This window comes from Marinomonas ostreistagni, from assembly GCF_016461785.1.
GTDB lineage: Bacteria > Pseudomonadota > Gammaproteobacteria > Pseudomonadales > Marinomonadaceae > Marinomonas > Marinomonas ostreistagni_A.
Window position 1 is genome coordinate 135,387 of record NZ_JAEMUH010000005.1, and the last position, 20,094, is coordinate 155,480.

Here is a 20,094-nt window from a genome sequence, read left to right on the forward strand (position 1 = left end):
TGTAAGTTTTTTTGATCCAATCTTGAATGTGTTTCGTATAGTTGCCCCTCATTTTAAATCGTATATTACTAATATATGAATGCACACTTTAGGCTAATTGTTAACAATCGGGGATACCTCCTCATTCACTTTCAACTTTCCTGAAAATAGTTTTAACTCTAATGAAGTTGTTAAACAAAAACCTTAATCTTCAGGGAGAGCTGAATTGCCATGTTACTTTTAACAGTGCTGTTTTTTGTAATCGGTATTGTGTTAACAGTCGGCGGTATTTGGTTGTTGGCGCTGGATGGTAGCCTTTACTATTTGATCGCAGGTGTGGTGTTTCTGGTCGTTGCGATGACGCTTCGTAAGAGACGTACGCTTGCCAATATGTCCTATGCGGCTTTGCTGTTAGGCACATTGATATGGGCCTTGTGGGAGTCGGGACTAAGTTGGTGGCCTCTGGCAAGTCGCATGGGCGCATGGCTCGTATTGGCCTTGCCGTTGTTGATCTTTGCTCGCAATCGTCTTTCCGTAAATCGTTTATTACTCCCTGTTTGGGCCATTTGTACGGTGGTGACTCTGAGCCCATTAGCAATGGATGAGCCTACTGCCGTGAAAGGCACCATGGCCGAAAAAGTAGTGTCACCGAAGGCAGACATTGGTTTTCAGGAAGATGATGAATGGCAGGCTTATGGGCGTACTAACTTAGGCCAGCGCTTTTCTCCGGCCAATCAAATCACAACCGAAAATGTGACTGATCTTGAGCTGGCTTGGGAATATCAAACCGGTGACCTGAAAGGTCCGAATGATGTCGGTGAAACCACTTACGAAGCAACGCCCCTTAAGATTGGTAATGCTTTATATATCTGTACACCGCATAACTGGTTAATCGCACTGAACGCAGACACAGGAAAAGAGCTTTGGGTTTATGACGCCAAAGTGCCTGCAGAGAGTCAGCGACAACACCAAACCTGTCGTGGGGTTTCCTATTTAGCACCAGAAAATGATACAGCAACGAATATCGTTGAACCTGCTACACAACCTGCAGAAACGCTCTCCAGCATGCAATGTGATGCACAGCTTTTCTTACCAACCTCTGATGCGCGTTTGATTGCCGTTGACCCTAAAACGGGGGCTCGTTGTGCAAACTTTGCCGACGACGGTGTGTTGGATTTGATGCATAACATGCCTTATACCCAATCAGGTTATTACTACTCAACTTCTCCCCCATTGGTAGCGGGTGGTCATGTCATCGTCTCAGGGTCAGTGAATGACAATTACGATATTAATTCCCCATCGGGTGTCATTCGTGCCTACGATGCGAAAACGGGTACCTTACAGTGGAATTGGGACGCAGGTAACCCTGACGAAACGGCTCCGATTGGAGAAGGCGAAACCTATGCCGTCAGCTCTCCGAACAGCTGGTCTGTGGCCAGTGCCGATGAAGCATTGGGTCTAGCTTATTTCCCGATGGGTAACCGTACTCCGGATCAGTTGGGGATGTATCGAACTCCAGCGGAAGAAAAATACGCGACCTCGGTGGTGGCGCTAGATCTTGAAACGGGTCAGGTGGAATGGGTACAGCAATTTGTGCATCACGACCTTTGGGATATGGATACCCCTGCTCAGCCCGTGCTGTTGGATCTCAACACAGATAAAGGGGTTGAACCTGCTTTGGTAGTGCCAACCAAGCAAGGGGATGTTTATGTGCTGAATCGAGCTACAGGTGAAGCCATCTTCCCTATTACGGAGGAACCAGCTCCGCAAGGCGCTATTCCAGGGGACTTCACTGCGCCAACGCAACCGACTTCGGCAGTAACGTTTAAGCCCGAGCCACTGACCGAAGCGAAAATGTGGGGCGCAACGCCAATTGATCAAATGCTATGTCGCATTGAGTTCAACAGCTTGGATTATGAAGGGCGTTATACGCCACCTTCTGAAAATGGCTCGATCATTTTTCCGGGTAACTTCGGGGTCTTCAACTGGGGCAGTGTGGCGGTCGATCCTAGACGACAAGTCATGTTTGGGATGCCGCTTTATCTAGCGTTTACCTCTAAGTTGGTGGCAAAAAGTGGCCAAGACCTTGGTGCGACCAACCAAGGCGAGCAAGGTGTCAACGAAAATGCAGGCGCTCCTTACGCGGTAGAAATGGGGCCCTTTTTATCGCCACTCGGTGTACCTTGTCAGCAACCGCCCTGGGGTTATGTAGCGGGTGTTGATTTGCAAACTGGTAAAACGGCTTGGCAGCATAAAAACGGCACTATCGAAGATCTAACGCCACTAAAACTGCCTATTAAAATGGGTGTGCCAGGCATTGGTGGACCGATTATCACCGATAGTGGCGTCGCTTTTATGGCTGCTAGTGTTGATAACTATCTGCGTGCTTACGATGTCAAAACGGGTACCCAATTATGGCAAGCTCGACTACCAGCAGGCGGACAAGCTACGCCAATGACCTATATGAACAGCCAAGGTGAGCAAATGGTGGTTCAGGTAGCTGGCGGTCATGGCTCTATTGGAACGACTATCGGTGATTATGTTGTTGCCTATAAACTCGCCAAGTAATTGTTTTACTTAAAGAGTCATTCTAAAAGCTCGGCTAGGCCGAGCTTTTTATTACTTAAATGTTTGATTCTAACTTAATAATGGTTTTTAAGTTATAACGAAACCGCTTGTAGAAAGACCATTAAAGTATTGGAGATACCAATAGTGTTTCTCTATTATGCCCGCCTCAACAGTGGCCAAAAGCTGCGAACCAATTAAATATAAGCTGGAAACATCAGTAATCATGACGAAACCCACTCCTTTGGCATTATTGCCATTGCTTCTCTTTTTAGTTCTTTTCGTTGGGAGCGGCCTTTGGTATCAAAGCCAAGGCGTCGACTTTGCCTTTTACCAAATTCAAGCACCAGTGGCGATTCTGCCTGCCTTAGTTCTGGCGATTCTTCTAAGTCGCGGTGAGCTGAATAAACGTATTGATACCTTCATGAAAGGCGTTGGAGATCAGACCATCATTACTATGGTGTTGATCTACTTGCTCGCCGGTGCCTTTGCCAGCGTGGCAAAATCCATTGGTGGTGTTGATGCAACGGTGAACTTTGGCTTAAGCATTATTCCTACGAGCTTTATTTTACCTGGCATCTTTATTATCACCGCTTTTGTAGCGACGTCGATGGGAACCTCAATGGGTACCATCGCCGCGATTGCGCCCATTGCGATTGGGGTCGCGGAGGCTACAGATTTGCCTCTACTGACAACCGTTGGGGCCGTGATCGGTGGTGCAATGTTTGGTGATAACCTGTCGATTATTTCCGATACCACCATTGCGGCTACTCGTACTCAAGGTTGTGACATGCGCGACAAGTTTCGTATGAACTTTAAGATCGCGCTACCCGCTGCGGTATTGGTATTAATCTGGTTATATTTCCAAGGCTCTGAAGCACATCTTAGTGAAGTTGGCGATTACGATTTATGGCGAGTGTTGCCGTATGTGGCCGTGTTAGTGTTGGCGATTTTAGGTGTTAACGTCCTGTTGGTGCTGTTCACTGGCATCGTATTGGCCGGGGGTGTTGGCTTAGCCACTATGATGGATTACAGCGTTGCGAACTGGTCCAAAGATATTTATGCCGGTTACACTGGTATGCAAGAAATCATGATCCTATCCCTGTTGATCGGTGGTTTGGGTGCACTGATGAAATCTCAAGGCGGCTTGGACTGGATCGTTCAAAGCATTGAACGTATCAGCCGTGCCTTGGGCGCAAAAGATGGTTCTCAACGAGCGGGTGAGTTCAGTATTAGCGCGTCAGTCGCTTTGACGAACCTATGTACGGCAAACAACACGGTATCGATTCTGATTAATGGTTCGGTCGCAAAAGACATTGCCAGCCGTTACAACGTTGACCCGCGTCGCAGTGCCAGTTTATTAGATATCTTTGCTTGTGTAGTACAGGGCTTAATTCCTTATGGGGCCCAAATCCTATTGGCTTCCTCAATGGCAAAAGTATCGCCGTTAGAAGTGATCGGCCACGTACAGTACAGCTGGGTGCTCGCTGTGGTTGGTGTGTTGTCGATTGTGCTGACTTGGCCTAAAGTCCGAAAGAATTAAACGCAGGCAGTAATAAGTAAAAAGCGCTTCTAGAGTTTCTAGAAGCGCTTTTTTGTAAGACGCTTGTTTAAACTGCAACAAGAGTCTTTAGGGGGGAAGGATTATTTAGCAGCGTAAACGCCTGATACATTTTGATCAGTCGCAGTTCCTGTTGCGTAATCAGCAATCTCTTCGCCTTGTTTTTCCCAACGCTCTTGCTCTTCAGCAGTGGCTTTAGGAGAGAAGGCTCCAATTTGAGCGTAGATTAGGCCAAGTACTGGTGAGACCCAACATGCGAATGCCAATGGAATGTAGAGTAAATTCTCGAAGTTACCATTACCAATGCTTAGACCTAGTGCACCGATAACGAAGGCACCGCCCGCGTTCCAAGGAATCAAAGGAGACACCAAGGTACCGCCTTCTTCAATAGCGCGAGATAAGTTCAACGTTGAGTACTTCATACCACGGTAAACCGGTGCGTACATACGACCAGGTAGTGCGATAGACAGGTATGGGTCGCCTGCGACTAGGTTAGTAGCAACCGATGTAAGGGTGGCAGAAGACTGAACACCGCGGAATGAATCAACTTTAGACATGATGGCGCGAATAATCGCTTCAAGACAACGTGTTTTCTCTAGTGCACCACCGAAACCTAGTGCGATCAGGATCAAAGAAATTGTCCACATCATAGATTGAATGCCGCCACGGTTAAGTAGGCTGTTGATAGCATCCGAGCTAGTTTGAATGGAGTAACCGCTGTTGGCATACGTTAGTACATCGTGTACACCTGCACCTTGAGTAAACATGGCAACGGCAGCACCGGTTAGTACACCAGCGAACAAAGAAGGAATCGGCGGCATGCGTTTTACTGCAAGTACGATAACCACTAATGCAGGAAGAAGTAGCCACGCAGAGATTTCAAAGTTGTTTTGTAGTGATGTTGTAATGGCATTGATACGCTCGAATGATGCGTTATCGCTATCAATCAAGGTAAAGCCTGCAACCAAGTAGATGACCAAGGCAATCAACATAGAAGGAATGGTTGTTGGCATCATGTTTTTGATGTGAGAGAACACATCTGTACCTGTCACTGCAGGAGCAAGGTTCGTTGTATCAGATAGCGGTGACACTTTATCACCAAAGAAAGCACCCGAAACCACTGCGCCAGCAGTCCAATACATTGGTATTTCAAACCCTGCACCGATACCCATTAGTGCTAGACCCACTGTACCAACGGTTCCCCAAGACGTACCCAACGACAGAGAAACTACCGAACATAGAATCATTGCTGCGGCTAGGAAAATCTCAGGAGAGAGAATGGTTAAGCCATAGTAAATCAGAGTAGGAACCGTACCTGAAGCGATCCATACACCAACGATCATGCCGACAAGAATCAGTACAGACACTGATGGCATGGAAACATGGATAACGTGGAAAATGCCTTCTTCAATATCTTTCCAACGCAAGCCTTGTTTGATACCGACCAAAGCTGTGATCGCCAGGCCGATGGCAAGAGGAATGTGTGGAGTGAAATCACCAAAGTAAAAAATCTGTACGCCTAGTAGAGCCAACGTCAGAACAACGGGAAGCAATGCTAAGCCTAAGCTTGGCATATTTGCCGTACGTGAGGAGTTTGTCGCCATAGTATGTTCCTGTTTCTTTTTAATGTCTTTGTTTTTAAAAAGACGTTAAACAGCAGCCGTCTTTTTTCATAACAACGTTTTAACAGGATGCAGTGTTTAATTCGCAAACAAGTCGTAATAACTTGTATGAACAATGTGAAAGCAAGAAATAGAGGTTTATGACATTTTTTCGAGCTTATTTTGATGCTTTTATATGGTTTGAAACACTTTTAAGAATGAATTGATGAGATTTCGTATTGCGAAAGACCGCCAGCTGGAATGTTATTACCTTTCTTATGTTTAAGCCTCGCACCAAAAGTATCCGCTGGTTGATAAATGTACCGAGTACGCTGGATATGAATCCTGAAGAAGATGAGCTAGAGCGTTCATTGAATCAAAGAATGCTTTAAAAAGGAGCAAATTAAGAGAGGGTGGAATATTTTAGGTCATGCTGATTGTCAATTTGAAGATTAAAACTGACGAAATGTAGGTCGTAAAATTCATTATCTTAAAAGCTTGCCGCAACCTATCAATAAAATGGTGTCATATATAAACGGCTATTTATAAAGCTTGTTTTCATTTACATTTTGTTTAAATCTGTTGGGTGTTCCAAGCGTGTTTTCTTCTCTTATGTTTTTGACGTTGACTTGGTATAGTTCTTTCAAAGGTGATCGATTATTCACTCGATGAGTGCGACAACGATAATAACAACCTATCTTCCCTTGACCGTTTAAGTGCATAACCTATGTTAATGTCTGACATTCAAATTCTCGTGGTCGATGACTCTAGCGTCACTCGAGAAATGCTACAAAGTTATTTTGCAGAGGAAGGATACTCTGTATCAACGGCAGATACCGCCGAGGCAGCTGAACTGTTGCTTAGCGAGAATGAGTTTGATCTCGTTCTGTTGGATATTCGCTTGCCTGGCAAGGATGGTTTGACTCTGACTCGTGAGTTAAGAACACGCTCTGAGGTCGGTATTATCCTTGTCACGGGTAAACAAGATGAAATTGACCGTATTATTGGATTAGAGTGCGGTGCCGATGAGTATGTTTGTAAACCCTTTAATCCTCGAGAAATTCTGGCACGTGGCAAGAACTTAATCCGTCGTGTTCGTGAGCAGCGCAGTATTCATAAGCCTGTTGAAGAACCAGCCCTAAAAACAGTAGGTACTTGGCAGCTCGATACGGCTCGTCGAGTGTTGATTAAATCTGACAAAAGTATCAGTCAATTAACAGAGGGCGAGTTCCAGCTACTCGTTGCGTTGTTAGAAAATGAAGGGGTGGCGTTAACGCGAGATCAGTTAATGGACCGTATCAAGAATCGAACTTGGAATGCAACGGACCGTACTATTGATGTTCTCATCGGTCGTATTCGCCGCAAGCTTGCTGAAGACCCTCAGTGCCCAGCGTTGATTATAACCGTGCATGGTGTTGGTTACCTAATGAGCCCTTCTCATACCACGGATATCGCGTGAGCTTTTTAAGGGTAGGCAAGTATGCGTTCCTGATGGCCAGTGTATTATGGCTCAGTTGCCTCTCCTTTGCTCAAAGTGAGCAACTGTCTATACGTCAGCCTTTACAAGGGCTGTCTATACGTCAGCCTTTACAAGGGCTGTCTGTGCGCATCTGTGGAACACCAGCTTATCCTCCAGTTTCATGGGTATCTCCTAATGGTCAAGTACAAGGCGTGAATGCTGCCGTCATTAGAGCGCTGCTTCAACCATTAGGAGTGCAAGTAGACGATCAACAAAACAGTAATTGGCGCCGCTGTCTTAAAGAAGTGGAACTAGGCAATGTCGATATTATTTCTGGCTTTAGGACTGAAGCTAGGCAAAATTTCATGACTTTCCTTGATACGCCAGTTATCAATGAGTCGATTTACTTGTATTACCCAGTTGACGCACCAGTGTCGTTTTCTTCATGGGAAGATTTAGCGGGCTTAAGGGTTGGTGTGCTGATGGGCGATAGTTTTGGGGATGGCCCTGATGAAGCGTTACGTCGATATCCTGTCTTGGAACAAGTTTCGACTCAAAACCAGAATTTATTGAAACTGGCCGATAAGCGCTTGGACGCAGTGCCAATGGGGAAACTTTCAGGTCAATTACAAATTGCTTCCCTAGGTTTACAAGGCAGGATTGGCTATACCGCTACCGATGTCAGTGATTATTGGTATGTGGGTGTCTCAAACCGCTCTCCGTTACATGCTTGGCTTCCAGAGTTAAATGAACGCTTAAGACAAATCCTGAAGTCTCCAGCACTCATTCGCAGTTTACTGCAAAGGCAGCAAGCGTTGTATCTAGACTCAGAGCAATCTCAATCAAAGGAAGCGCCATAATATGCTGCACACAGCGCCTCGCTTGTCCTTGTTTTCTCGCTTGGTTCGATATAAACAGAATCGACCACTTGCGTATCGTATTTTTATTAAACTGTTGTCTCTTAGCCTGTTACTGGCCCTGATTTCTACCAGTATTCAGGTATACAATGAATATCGCCGTGAACGTGCGGCCATGCAGCAGCAAACAGACTACATCACATCTTCCCATATTGAAGGGATTCGCAAAGGATTATGGGACTTAGACAGCGAACAATTGTTGTTGCAATTAAAAGGCATTATGAACTTTTCGAATGTCAGTGCGGTGACATTACATTCTGAAGATTGGCAGGATGACATTGTTGTCGGACATCCTCCTAAGCAAGTTTCATCAGATTATGGTACAACATTTGCGATTTACTATATCGATCGTCAAGGGCTGCAAACCGACCGCCTGTTAGGTGAATTGACTGTTTATCATGATATGGCGGCTATACAGTCTCGCCTGTTACGTTCAGCCATTGAAATTGCCTTATTTCAAAGCGTGTTAGTTCTGATAAATGGGTTAGTGCTTTTGCTTATAGTGCACTTCATGGTGACACGCCATTTGGAGTATATGTCGAGCTATACTCGATCTATCGGTGCAGGGAACTTAAAGCTAAAACTGGTCTTACCTCACAAAACAAAGCTTGAGCAAGAGGATGAAATTGACGCTGTTGTAAACGCGATGAACGATATGCGCGAAGCCATTTTAGCGGATATCAAGCAGAAAGACCGAATCGAAGCAGAACTACGTTTCCACCGAGATCAGCTACAAGAGCAAGTGCAGCGAAGAACACAGCGTCTACAACATGCAAAAGAAGCCGCAGAAGAAGCCAATGTTGCCAAAAGTCAGTTTTTGGCAACGATGAGTCATGAGATTAAAACGCCTCTTAACGGTATTTTAGGTATGGTTGAGCTCTTGCAACGTGCTCCACAACCGCAAGATAGCCAAGAAAAGCTAGCCGCTATTTATCAATCAGGTGAAGCGCTGCTGGAAATACTAAATGGTTTATTAGACTACGCACGCTTAGAGGAGGGGATGTATAGCCCCGAAATTTTACCATTCTCGATACAAGAGTTAGTGAACTCGACGTGTTTGCTATTCTCAGCTCAAGCAGAGGGTCAAGGTACTCAAATAGAAGTTCATATTAGCGATGAATTAGATGAGTTTTATCAAGGTGGAGCTGGTGCGGTACGCCAAATTTTATCGAATTTGGTGTCTAATGCGATTAAGTTTACCGAGCGAGGAAGAGTTGTCATCAACGTGCTTCCTAGTAATGAAGATCCCGATCATTCCTCTGGGGTTCTATTTGAAATAGAGGATACCGGTATTGGTATTCCTGAGACCTATCTCGCTCATATCTTTGAGCGCTTTAGTCAAGCGGATGACAGCATTACAAGGCGCTTTGGTGGAACGGGGCTAGGTCTTGCGATCACCGCTCAATTAGTTCGACTATTGGATGGTGAAATTGGTGTTGAAAGCACCGTAGGGCAAGGCAGTGTTTTCTGGTTCTACGTTCCGCTTGCTGCCATTGATACGTTCCCCGTGATGTCTCATCAAGCACCTCTTGATGAAGATGTGCCGCTGGCATCTATGAATATTCTGTTGGTTGAAGATACGCCGATTAATCAGGCTGTGACAATGGAATTGCTCCAGCAAGATGGTCATGGTGTGACGTTAGCAAAAGATGGCCCTGAGGCGTTAACATGGGCGACAAAGGAAACATTCGACCTAATACTTTTGGACATTCATCTACCTGGCATGAGTGGTTTAGAGGTTGCCGCGCGGATTCGGGCGGATGCGGGTTTAAATGTTCTTACACCGATGGTCGCTCTGACTGCTAATGTTCAACCGAGTAATGTGAAAAAGTGCCACGATGCTGGCATTTGGGCGGTGATTCCTAAGCCTTTTAGTCGCGATGTGTTGCATCAAGTAATGCGTGCTCAAACAACAGATGATACGACCCTGAGCACTTCGAATGCTACGGATGACATCTTGGATATGGCGCTGATTCGCTCTCATTTTACTGCTCTAGGTAAGCAGCGTTTAAGTCATCTCGTGCAGTCTTTTGAACGTGCTCTTGACCAAGGGATCGAAGAACTTAAGCAAATGAACATTGAGAAAGACCATTACGAATTAGCGGAAATTGCTCACCGTTTGGCGGGTGATGCCGATGCAGTTGGCGCGCAAGCGGTAGCTCAGACATTGCGAACCATCGAGGTACTGTCTAGTGAAGGGGCAAATCGTGACTATGAGCAAGATATCGTATCGCTCTTGCAGGTTTATCAAGCCACGTCTGATGCCTATCGTCAGGTTTTTGATTCCCACTCAAGTTGACCGTTTGTGCAAACTTCGTGCAAAGTGGTTTAAGTAACGTTTTTGTCGACAAGAAGCGATTATAGTCATGGGTCCTCTGGGTAGTGGAACCCAGATGTACTATAAGAAGAATGCATCATGGATCAGTCAACAAAAACGGGTATTTTTTACGGACTCACTGCTTACGTATGGTGGGCCATTGCGCCGATCTATTTCAAAGCCGTATCTGGAATTGGGGCACTAGACATACTGGCGCATCGCGTTATTTGGTCATGTGTGATCGTGGTATTGCTGATTGCGGCGATGGGCAAATTGAGTGTGCTATTCAATGTTATAAAGTCCCCTAAAAAACTATTGGCTTTATGTGCCTCTACCGCATTAATCGCTGCTAACTGGGGCACGTTCATTTATGCCGTTAACAGCGATCAAATGCTCAGCGCAAGCCTTGGTTATTACATTAACCCTTTGGTGAGTATCATCATTGGTATGGTCTTTTTTCAGGATAAGTTAGACCGTCTGCGCAAATTGGCCGCTGCATTATGTGTGATGGCGGTTGTCTTTGAAATCATTCAATTTGGCCGCCTGCCTTGGATTACCTTGGTACTTGCTTTTAGCTTTGGTTTTTATGGCTTGGTGCGCAAGAAATTAGCGGTAGACAGTTTCACGGGCATGGCGCTGGAAACCGGGCTCATGCTGCCGTTTGCGGCGCTACAGCTGCTTTGGTCGAGTGACCCCCAGAGCAACATGTTTAATAACGATATGGGCTTAAATATCCTCTTATTTGCAGCGGGTCCGATCACGATGGTGCCACTTATGTTGTTTGCTGCAGCGGCCAATCGCGTTAGTCTGGTCACACTTGGTTTCTTCCAATATATCGCCCCAAGTGGCATTTTTCTCTTGGCGGTTTTCGTGTACGGAGAAACCTTTGGTAGCGAGAAACTGATTACCTTCGGTTTAATTTGGAGCGCTTTACTGATTCTTATGTTGGACTCGTTACGAAAGCTCCGCAAGCGTCCAGACGCGATTGCGCCCGCTGCATAAAAAAGGCCAGCTTGCGCTGGCCAATGTATGGACAAGTTTGGTAACAAGAAGAGCCTTAGGTTTTAGCTAAGGACTTCTTGTACACCGATTAGGTAAGCACCTGTTTCGCTATCAAGGTCTTGAGAAGCCTCAATGTAGTACGTACCGGTTTCTGAAGCAGTAAACGTCAACGACGCACCAGATTCAGTCAAAGTGCGGGTTGCACTTGCTTCTTCTAGGCCTTCAGAATCAAATACAGTAACCGTTTCAAGTGATAGTTCATCACTGGTCATAGTAATTTCATATGTTGTGTCAGCAACTAGGCTAATCGCAAACCAATCAGCGTCGCCTTCGGTTTCGATGTTACCGGTCGCGGTGCTGTCAACATCGATTAGACCTGTTGTGAGAATGTCAGCACTGTAATCATCCTCAGTGCTGTCTTCTGTCGTTACTTCCTCGGTCTCTTCAGTCGTTTCTTCATCAACAACTGGCTCAGCATCACTTTCAAGTGAAATAAGGTAACTACCAGTAGAGTCGCTTGCTAGATCCGACGCATCGATGTAAAAAGTCTCATCTTCTGTTGCGGTGTAGGTGATAACAATGTCTTCACCAGTGATGTTGAAAGCTTCGTCAATGGCTTCACCATCGGCGTCACGCAATACTAAGTAAGGCGTTTCAAGGTCATCGGTGCTTAATGTGAAGGTGTAAGTATCACCTGCAGTAACTTCAACAGCAAACCAGTCAGTGTCACCATACTCTTCTATTTCAGCAATGATTGTATCACCAGCGTCAAGACTACCTTCAGTTGCAGTGCTACCTGCATAATCGTCATCATAGCTACTTTCTTCGCCTTCAACGATTAAGGTGAACTCACCTGTAGATATGTCGCGTAAATCTGATACATCAATAAAGTATGTGCCAGACTCATCAGCAGTGAACGTCAGCGTTGCCTCGTCTTCACCACTACTTTGAACATCACTTTCTAGCTTATCTCCGTTTGCGTCACGAAGAACAAGATAAGCTGTTGAAAGCTCATCGCTTGCTAGGGTAATGGTATAAGTAACACCCGCTTCCAGTTCAATAGAGTAAAGGTTGCTGTCTGAACGTTCTTCGATGTCATCAGCTGTTTCAACATTCAATGTCAGTGCTTCAGCATCAAGACCGTAATCACTTTCATCGCTATCTTCATCTTCCGTATCGTAATCAGCATCATCAAGGTAAAGACTGTTGATACCGTATTTTGCGAAATAGCGAACAACTAATCCGCGTGGGATATCGCCATAGATTTCCGCGAGCATCTCATTTGTGACGCCAAACTGAGAACAAACGCTGATAAGATAACTTAAGTTATTCACATTACTTGTTACGAATGAACGAGCATCGTTCATGCTTATGTTGTATGAGGATAAATGTTGAGATGCTTTCACGGGAATCTCCTTGTAACTAGGTAAAAAAGCTCGTCTACAAACCAAACATAGCACAACAATTTATTAAAGTGGGAAAAATTTACACAAAAAATGTGTTTTACGTCATGCTACAGTATTAAGCAATAATTGTGCACATGGATGTTAAGCGCTAATGACAAAAAAAAGCCAGCAAAGAGCGCTGGCTTTTTAATTTACTATTACCCTTTAATTATCAAGCAATTATATCGCTTTCACTCTGTTGCTGGACACCAATCAAATAGTCTTCAGTGGCCCCTGAATCGGCATCTGATGCACTGATAAAGTACGTAGCTGATTCTTCGGCGGTAAATGATAAACCTTCGTCTTCACTTGTATTTTCAAATGAAGATACTAGTGTTCCTTCGCTATCCATGATCGTAAGTTGAGCTGTGTCGGATTCACTTTCTAATGTGAAATCGTACGTTACCCCAGCTTCGAAAGAGGCGGCGAACCAGTCATCATCCCCTGCAAAGTCGATTGAGCTTTCAACCGTGCTACCGACATCTAATAAACTTGTTGTGAAGATGTCTGCGGAAATGTCGTCATCGTTCAGTTCGGGGAGCGACACGGTGTCTTCTGTATTGAGGCCATCTTCTGAGGTTTCAGTGTTCTCAGTCGTTGTTTCAGAGCTATCTTCCTCTACCGCTATTGAATCATCAGCTGTTTCAGATTCTGAGCTGTCATCTGTTGTTTCCTCTGTTGTAGTCTCAGAATCGTCTTGATTGGTGCTGTTGTCTTCAGAAGAACCTTCTTCTGTGACTTCCGTTTCCTCATCGTTTTCTGTCACTGAAGCATCTTCTTCATCAGTGGTCTCCGAGACATCTTGGTTTGAGGTATTGTCTTCTTCCATGTCAGACTCTTCTCCCTCACTGTCGGAGCTAGGTTCACTTTCATCATTGTCAGCTGATGACTCTTCTCCGTCAGCAACAGAGTCTGATACCGATTCGTCTGAATTGGCCTCTTCTTCAGAAGAGTTATCGCCTGTTTCTACTTCAGTCTCCTCGTCCTCCTGGGTAGATACACTGATGTTATAAGTGCCTGAAGCATCGTCTTCAAGGTCGGAGAGATCTAGATAGTAAGTAGCTGATATGGGGGCGGTAAAGCTGATGGTAGTGCTGTCTTCCCCATCTTCTTGGAAGTCACTTGCAATGCGTGCACCAGTCTCATCACGTAATACAAGGTGAGTTGAAGAAAGCTCATCGCTGCTGACGTTAAGGGTATAAGTAACACCTTCTTCTAGTTCGATAGAGTAAAGGTCATTCTCCATTTCGGTACCAATACTCGCTTCGAGAGCTGTATCGAGATCTAGTGTTGTCGCGTTGCTACCATAATTGTCTTCGGTCGTTTCTTCCTGTTGCTCGAATAATGCCTCCAGTCCATTTTGTGCAAAGTAACGCACAATTTGACCAGGCGGTAAGCTATCAAGAATCTGGGCAACACCATCTGAAGTAAGATTTTGTTGATATAGGTTAGTGAGTATAGATTCCGGTGTACTCAAATTACCTTGTGTAATAGTGCCAAAAGCATTGCCCTGATTCGAAAATTGCTTTTCAGATTTCATGAAGACCTCCGTCCTAAGTTTGGTTTCAGAGTGCTAAGCGTTAAGTTATTTGCTTGCACGCCATCCAAGGTAGAGGATTCTTTTTCAAGTGGGTGTCAGGTGATTGTTAAGGTTCGGAAAAGCTAGAATATAAAAATTTACGTATGAAAAGAGTCAATGTAAATCCACTGTTATTAAATTTATGTTATTTAAGTTTATGATTTATATATTTATTTAGGATTCTAGATCTGCCTCATTTCTCTTTCATGCTGAATAATTATACTTGAGAGTGATTCTTAAATAGGTTTGAGTTGGATAGATATTGCAAGCACTACGACTTTACTCATCGCAATGCTTGATACAATCTTTAAGAAAACAACATCAGCTTCATTGCTGCGAGGGTCGACATAATTCGAATCAACCATTTAAAGTGAACGGGTTTAACGTGCTTCAAAAAGTGATAGCCGATAAAAGCGCCAACGAGTAGTCCTGGTATGGCGTAGGTACTGATAGTAAGGCTTTCTTGTGTCAGCAAACCAAGGCTCAGATACATAGGCAATTTCACAAGGTTGATGATAAAGAAGCCCCAGGCTCTGGTGCTGACATAGCTATCTTTACTGAGCTTTTGTTCGAGCAAGAATAAGCTGAACAATGGTCCAGCAGCGTTGGCGATCATACTGACTAAACCACCAGCAAACCCCATAGAGTAGGCGGTAATCGGCTTTTGCATAAAGGTCGCTGGACGTGCATCCAAATAGAAGCCCAGTGCAATCATGGCAATGATGATGCCACCCAACAAAGCGACGAATTGATCGGCATTAATGCCTGATAGCAACTGAGCTCCGACAAACACCCCCAAGAAACCTAAAGGTAAGAAGCGCGCCAGAACAGGCCAAGAAATATGTTTTCGGTAACTGTAAACGGCCATGATGTCGGTAATGATATAAAGCGGTAACAGCACCCCAAGTGACTCGGGGCCTGGAAAGGCAATCATGACGATTGGTAATACCAGCAGCCCCATGCCGCCGACTGAGAATTTAGAGAAGCCGGTGATTAAACCAGCGATAAACATCACCACTAATGCGGTTGTCACAATGGTCCCCCTTGTTGATTCGAAAGTGTTACTTGATTGGCCATAGAATAGCGTCAATAATGAAATAAAAATAATTTCATTTTTTGATTGTCATGAAAGGAAAAACAAATCATGAAATTGGATCAGCTAAGAGCGTTTATCGCTGTAGTAGAAAGTGGTAGCTTTCGTGCGGCAGCGGAGGCCATTCATAAAACGCAGCCCAGCATTAGTGCCGCTGTTAAAGCGTTGGAAGAGCAGTATGGTATTGTGTTGTTGGATCGTGATAGTTATCGCCCGACGCTGACTGCTCAGGGCAATGCATTTTTTAAACAAAGTAAGAAGCTGTTGTTGCAGGTGAATCAACTTGAGCATTTAGGACACCACCTCGCCCAAGGAGAAGAGCAGCAGCCGCTCAGACTGTGTATCAGTCAAATGAGTTTGACTGAACCCATTGTGCAGCTATTAAAAGCCTTCGAAGAAGCGCACCCTAATATCGCCCTTGAGCTGACAACCGACCACTTAAACGGCGTGCAAGAACATCTTATTAAAGACAAGTCAGACATTGCAATCGGGCCAAGTTATGGCCTAGATGATCGCCATGTGTTCGTCGAAGTAGGAAAATTAGAAATGACCTGTGTTGTTCACCCTGAATTGCTGCCCGAGCTTCAAGCAGGAGCTCAGAAGGTGAAGCAACAAGCGCTCTACTCATTACCCCAGATTCTAGTCAGTCGAACGGCGGAAGATCAAGAGCACCGTTTTATTCTGCCAACTGGGAAGCGCTGGCATGTGAACGATTTCCAAGCGAAAAAGACCTTGGTTCAAGCGGGAATGGGCTGGGCACGTATGCCCAACTACATGATCAAAGACTCCTTAGAAGAGGGACGTCTGGTGCGTATGGATGTCGAGAACTTTAGCTCCCACAGTCAGTTCCCTCTTTTTATGATTCGTCTACGCAATCAAACACTGAGTCATGAAGCTAATGCATTTTGGCGCTTTGTTAAAGCGGCGCTAAAACCATCTCTGTAGTCTTAGGGGTTAAGGCTTCTTGCTGAAATGCTGTACTGATGATGGCAGCTAAATGCGCGCCAAAGGCTGGATGAGGAACAGGTGCCACTGACAAAACAATATCCACTGCAGGTAAGGGCGGCAATGTATGATCTTGGAGAATCGTCAAGCCTGAAGACGCACTTGAGACCGCCATGGCACTGACCCCAATGCCGCGCTTAAGTATACTCTTGATCGCGGTTGCACTGGAGGAGCTGGCCATTAGGGTGTAAGCGCGCGCTTGTTTCTCCATGCCGTCGATAGCGGCACTGTGAAATTTACAATCGGGTTCATACAACACCAGTGGCAGTGGTGTCACCTTCATATCTTGGCCTCCATGTACCCAGACGCCTTTGTCATGCTTTAACAAATAGCCTTCTTCGGCATCGGGAGCGCGCGTTAAAATGGCAACGTCTACTTTGCCTTGGTCCATCAGTAAACGTAGCTGAGTGCTACAGTCACAGACAATCTTCAAGGTTTGATGTGGCAGTTTCTGGCGAATCAAAGCGATCACATCAGGTAGTACGGATTCCGCATAATCATCAGGACAACCAATGATCAAAGGGCGATGCTGCACAGAGTGTTTGAAGTGGCTAATGGCTTCATCGTGCAGCGATAAGATTCGCCGTGCATAACTCACCAGTTCTTGGCCCCGCTCTGTAAGAGCAACGTTGCGGCCACTTTTAGAAAATAACGCTTGGCCAGTTTCCTCTTCGAGCTTCTTCATCTGCATACTGATCGCACTTTGCGAACGATAGGTTTGCATGGCGGCTCGTGTGAAACTGCCAGTATCGACAAAGGCGACAAAACTGCGTAATGCATCAATATCCATGGGTTGTCCATTCATTAGAAAAACGAAAGTAATTCATTAAAACTATTCGTTAGTCAAATGAATAGCAAGGGCTCACAATCAAATCTCTTCTCATCATTTGCTAAGGAATTGCCCACATGAAACTGATCATTGCCAACAAAAATTATTCGTCATGGTCCCTACGCGGTTGGCTGGCGCTGAAAGCGTTCGACGTCCCATTTGAGGAAATCAAGCTATCGCTTTTCACAGAAGACTTTTACAACACCTTATCTTTGTATAGTCCTGTGCAGAAGGTGCCAGTGTTGGTAGATGGCGACTTAAGTGTGTGGGATTCCTTGGCGATTGCTGAGTACGTCAATGAGACCTATTTATCTGGAAAAGGCTGGCCTGCTGAGGTAAAAAAGCGCGCCTTAGCGCGTTCAGTGGTGGCTGAAATGCACAGTGGTTACAGTGCCTTACGCAATGAAATGCCGATGAATTGTCGTGCGAAACGCAAGATCGAACTGTCCCAAAGAGCACAACAAGATCTCGAAAACATCTGCCACCTTTGGGAAAGCCTGAGATCGCAGCATCAAGACCAAGGTCCCTATTTGTTCGGCGAGTTCAGCTTGGCTGACGCGTTTTTTGCGCCGGTTGCCTTCCGCTTTGTGACCTACGGCATTGAGTTAGAAGGCGTCGCTAAAGACTATCATCAAGCGATGCTTAACCACCCTGCGATGCAAGAGTGGTTAGCGGATGCTTTGACTGAAACCGATATCGTCGAAGAAGACGAAGCGGGTGAGCCGGTTTAACTAGCGCTACACCTTCAGTCAGCCTCATAAACAGGTGCTTATGAGGCTTTTAGGGTTACTCCTAGTAACGTTTAATGATCAACGAGGTGTTGATTCCGCCGAAGGCAAAATTATTACTCATAATGTAATCGGTCTCGATTGAACGACCTTCGTGCATAATGTAGTCCAGTTTGCCACAAGCTTCATCGACATGATCAAGGTTAACGGTTGGACAAAACCAATTGTTGCGCATCATCTCAATGGACCACCACGCTTCTAATGCACCACAAGCACCTAAGGTATGACCGGTATAGCTTTTCATGGAGCTGATCGGAGTGTTTGAGCCCATAACCGCCTCAGTAGCATTTGTTTCTGCGATATCACCACGATCTGTCGCTGTGCCATGAGCGTTGATATAGCCAATTTGAGATTTGTCTAGTTGAGCATCGGCTAGTGCCATTCGAATGGCTTCTGCCATGGTATCCGCATTGGGTTGGGTTACATGGCTGCCATCAGAGTTGGTGCCAAAGCCGACAATCTCTGCGTAGATTTTTGCTCCACGTGCTTTAGCGTGTTCGTATTCTTCAAGTATTAAAGTACCACTGCCTTCTCCAATGACTAGGCCGTCGCGATCACGGTCAAATGGGCGTGGCGTGAGCTCAGGTGTGTCATTCTTTGTGCTGGTTGCATAAAGTGTGTCAAATACAGCAGCTTCAGTAGCACAAAGCCCTTCACTACCACCAGCAACCATAGCGGTTTGCATGCCGTATTTGATGGCTTCGTAGGCGAGTCCTATCCCTTGACTGCCGGAAGTGCAGGCGCTTGATGTGGTTAATACTCGGCCTTTTAGACCAAAGTAAACACCGATATTAACCGGTGCAGTATGTGCCATCATTTTAATGTATGAATTAGCATTCAGACCGTCCGCTGAGTTATTGGTCAGCATGTTGCCAAAGTCAATAAATGAACGGGTATCACCTGCAGAGGAACCAAATGCAACCCCCATTTGGCCGCTGGAGAGTAATTTTGAGTCAAGCAGGCCTGCGTCTTGTAATGCAAGCTCTGTACTGTAAACCGCCATTTGTGCCACTCGTCCCATGCTACGTAAGTGCTTGCGGGTGTAATGCTTTGGCATAGAGAAATCCATAACAGGACCCGCAAGGCGAGTATTAAGACCGTCGTATTTCTCCCAGTCTTGCATGCGCACGATGCCTGTTTTTTGGGTTCTTAGGTTTCTCTCTACGGTAGGCCAGTCATTGCCGATTGGGGAAAGGCCTGCCATTCCTGTTACAACCACTCGTTTCATTAGAACATACCGCCGTTTACAGAGATGACTTGGCGTGTGATGTAGGCCGCATCTTCAGACATTAAAAAACTCACTGTTCCTGCAACTTCATCAGTGGAGCCAGCACGTTGCATAGGAATCATTTTTAGCGCTTCTTCAACCATTAGATCATTGGTCATATCGGTTTCGATAAAGCCTGGTGCAACACAATTTACTGTGATCTTACGCTTTGCAAGCTCTACTGCTAAAGCTTTAGTTGCACCGATAATACCCGCCTTAGCAGCACTGTAATTGACTTGTCCACGGTTACCCATTTCACCTGACACAGAAGATAGGGTCACAATACGTCCAGGTTGACGGCGACGAATCATAGGCATCGAGACGGGATGTAGAACATTATAAAACCCATCAAGGTTGGTACGTAATACTTCGTCCCATTCATGACCTGGAATAGCTGGGAATGCATTGTCACGAGCGATTCCAGCATTGCACACAACACCGTAATAAGCACCGTGCTCTTCCATGTCTTGCTCAAGGGTTTGGCAAGCGAGCTCACGGTCACTGATATCGAATTGAAGAATACGAGCGTTTTTCCCCATGGCTTTGATTTCTTTAGCCACTTGTTCCGCTTCCGTCAAATTACTTCGACAATGCAACACAATATCGTAGCCATCTTTTGCTAGTCGTAGAGCGATAGCTTTACCGATGCCTCGACTCGATCCCGTCACTAAAACTGTATTACTCACG

15 protein-coding genes are annotated in these 20,094 nt (G+C 45.4%); 8 read left to right on the plus strand and 7 right to left on the minus strand.

Annotation, left to right across the window (positions count from 1 at the left end; all coding sequences use genetic code 11):
- Positions 1-210 precede the first annotated feature (210 nt).
- Complete coding sequence (locus JHD44_RS06420) at positions 211-2,547, plus strand: glucose/quinate/shikimate family membrane-bound PQQ-dependent dehydrogenase (RefSeq protein ID WP_199461942.1); 2,337 nt, start codon at positions 211-213, stop codon at positions 2,545-2,547.
- Positions 2,548-2,770: 223 nt separating this feature from the next.
- Positions 2,771-4,087, plus strand: a complete 1,317-nt coding sequence (locus tag JHD44_RS06425; protein WP_199461943.1) for a Na+/H+ antiporter NhaC family protein — start codon at positions 2,771-2,773, stop codon at positions 4,085-4,087.
- Positions 4,088-4,188: 101 nt separating this feature from the next.
- Here JHD44_RS06425 and nhaC read toward each other — a convergent pair whose 3' ends face one another.
- Positions 4,189-5,709 carry a Na+/H+ antiporter NhaC gene (gene nhaC, locus JHD44_RS06430; RefSeq protein WP_199461944.1) on the minus strand — a complete coding sequence of 507 codons (1,521 nt, stop codon included), beginning with the start codon at positions 5,707-5,709 and terminating at the stop codon, positions 4,189-4,191.
- Between the two features lie 724 nt (positions 5,710-6,433).
- Here nhaC and JHD44_RS06435 point away from each other — a divergent pair.
- The 4 genes from JHD44_RS06435 (at position 6,434) to rarD (ending at position 11,401) form a co-directional block, all read left to right on the plus strand.
- On the plus strand, positions 6,434-7,165 hold the full coding sequence (locus JHD44_RS06435; RefSeq protein ID WP_199461945.1) for a response regulator: 732 nt from the start codon (positions 6,434-6,436) through the stop codon (positions 7,163-7,165).
- 32 nt (positions 7,166-7,197) lie between these two features.
- The gene (locus tag JHD44_RS06440) at positions 7,198-8,025 is read left to right on the plus strand and encodes a substrate-binding periplasmic protein (RefSeq protein WP_199461946.1); all 828 of its coding nucleotides are present in this window, start codon (positions 7,198-7,200) and stop codon (positions 8,023-8,025) included.
- 1 nt (position 8,026) lies between these two features.
- Entirely contained in the window at positions 8,027-10,381 is a 2,355-nt protein-coding gene (locus tag JHD44_RS06445; protein ID WP_199461947.1) for an ATP-binding protein, read from the plus strand.
- A 117-nt stretch (positions 10,382-10,498) separates the two neighbouring features.
- Positions 10,499-11,401, plus strand: a complete 903-nt coding sequence (gene rarD / locus JHD44_RS06450; protein ID WP_199461948.1) for an EamA family transporter RarD — start codon at positions 10,499-10,501, stop codon at positions 11,399-11,401.
- A 62-nt stretch (positions 11,402-11,463) separates the two neighbouring features.
- Here rarD and JHD44_RS06455 read toward each other — a convergent pair whose 3' ends face one another.
- The 3 genes from JHD44_RS06455 to JHD44_RS06465 form a co-directional block, all read right to left on the minus strand.
- On the minus strand, positions 11,464-12,807 hold the full coding sequence (locus JHD44_RS06455; RefSeq protein WP_199461949.1) for a PPC domain-containing protein: 1,344 nt from the start codon (positions 12,805-12,807) through the stop codon (positions 11,464-11,466).
- Positions 12,808-13,018: 211 nt separating this feature from the next.
- Positions 13,019-14,386 (minus strand): hypothetical protein, encoded by a 1,368-nt coding sequence (locus JHD44_RS06460; protein ID WP_199461950.1) that lies wholly within the window; start codon positions 14,384-14,386, stop codon positions 13,019-13,021.
- Between the two features lie 346 nt (positions 14,387-14,732).
- A complete protein-coding gene (locus tag JHD44_RS06465; RefSeq protein WP_199461951.1) occupies positions 14,733-15,458 on the minus strand; it encodes a sulfite exporter TauE/SafE family protein in 726 nt (241 codons plus the stop codon).
- A gap of 111 nt (positions 15,459-15,569) precedes the next feature.
- Between JHD44_RS06465 and JHD44_RS06470 the strand changes: the two genes are divergently transcribed.
- On the plus strand, positions 15,570-16,463 hold the full coding sequence (locus JHD44_RS06470) for a LysR family transcriptional regulator (RefSeq protein WP_199461952.1): 894 nt from the start codon (positions 15,570-15,572) through the stop codon (positions 16,461-16,463).
- On the opposite strand, the gene JHD44_RS06475 is transcribed toward JHD44_RS06470, so the two are convergent.
- On the minus strand, positions 16,435-17,313 hold the full coding sequence (locus JHD44_RS06475) for a LysR family transcriptional regulator (RefSeq protein WP_199461953.1): 879 nt from the start codon (positions 17,311-17,313) through the stop codon (positions 16,435-16,437). The genes JHD44_RS06470 and JHD44_RS06475 overlap by 29 nt on opposite strands.
- A 116-nt stretch (positions 17,314-17,429) precedes the next feature.
- Between JHD44_RS06475 and JHD44_RS06480 the strand changes: the two genes are divergently transcribed.
- Complete coding sequence (locus JHD44_RS06480; protein ID WP_199461954.1) at positions 17,430-18,083, plus strand: glutathione S-transferase family protein; 654 nt, start codon at positions 17,430-17,432, stop codon at positions 18,081-18,083.
- Positions 18,084-18,144: 61 nt separating this feature from the next.
- Here JHD44_RS06480 and JHD44_RS06485 read toward each other — a convergent pair whose 3' ends face one another.
- Together JHD44_RS06485 and fabG are read right to left on the minus strand one after the other, a co-directional pair.
- Positions 18,145-19,368, minus strand: coding sequence for a beta-ketoacyl-ACP synthase (locus JHD44_RS06485; protein WP_199461955.1), 1,224 nt, complete (start codon positions 19,366-19,368; stop codon positions 18,145-18,147).
- Positions 19,368-20,093, minus strand: a complete 726-nt coding sequence (gene fabG, locus JHD44_RS06490) for a 3-oxoacyl-ACP reductase FabG (RefSeq protein WP_199461956.1) — start codon at positions 20,091-20,093, stop codon at positions 19,368-19,370. The genes JHD44_RS06485 and fabG overlap by 1 nt, the downstream gene beginning before the upstream one ends.
- Between the last annotated feature and the right edge of the window lies 1 nt (position 20,094).

Bases quoted from the DNA above. Each gene is read 5' to 3' on its own strand.
- JHD44_RS06425 (WP_199461943.1), top strand. From the start codon at position 2,771: ATGACGAAACCCACTCCTTTGGCATTATTGCCATTGCTTCTCTTTTTA.
- JHD44_RS06445 (WP_199461947.1), top strand. From the start codon at position 8,027: ATGCTGCACACAGCGCCTCGCTTGTCCTTGTTTTCTCGCTTGGTTCGA.
- JHD44_RS06480 (WP_199461954.1), top strand. From the start codon at position 17,430: ATGAAACTGATCATTGCCAACAAAAATTATTCGTCATGGTCCCTACGC.
- JHD44_RS06420 (WP_199461942.1), top strand. From the start codon at position 211: ATGTTACTTTTAACAGTGCTGTTTTTTGTAATCGGTATTGTGTTAACA.
- JHD44_RS06470 (WP_199461952.1), top strand. From the start codon at position 15,570: ATGAAATTGGATCAGCTAAGAGCGTTTATCGCTGTAGTAGAAAGTGGT.
- nhaC (WP_199461944.1), bottom strand. From the start codon at position 5,709: ATGGCGACAAACTCCTCACGTACGGCAAATATGCCAAGCTTAGGCTTA.
- JHD44_RS06460 (WP_199461950.1), bottom strand. From the start codon at position 14,386: ATGAAATCTGAAAAGCAATTTTCGAATCAGGGCAATGCTTTTGGCACT.
- JHD44_RS06475 (WP_199461953.1), bottom strand. From the start codon at position 17,313: ATGGATATTGATGCATTACGCAGTTTTGTCGCCTTTGTCGATACTGGC.
- JHD44_RS06440 (WP_199461946.1), top strand. From the start codon at position 7,198: ATGGCCAGTGTATTATGGCTCAGTTGCCTCTCCTTTGCTCAAAGTGAG.
- JHD44_RS06485 (WP_199461955.1), bottom strand. From the start codon at position 19,368: ATGAAACGAGTGGTTGTAACAGGAATGGCAGGCCTTTCCCCAATCGGC.
- rarD (WP_199461948.1), top strand. From the start codon at position 10,499: ATGGATCAGTCAACAAAAACGGGTATTTTTTACGGACTCACTGCTTAC.
- JHD44_RS06435 (WP_199461945.1), top strand. From the start codon at position 6,434: ATGTTAATGTCTGACATTCAAATTCTCGTGGTCGATGACTCTAGCGTC.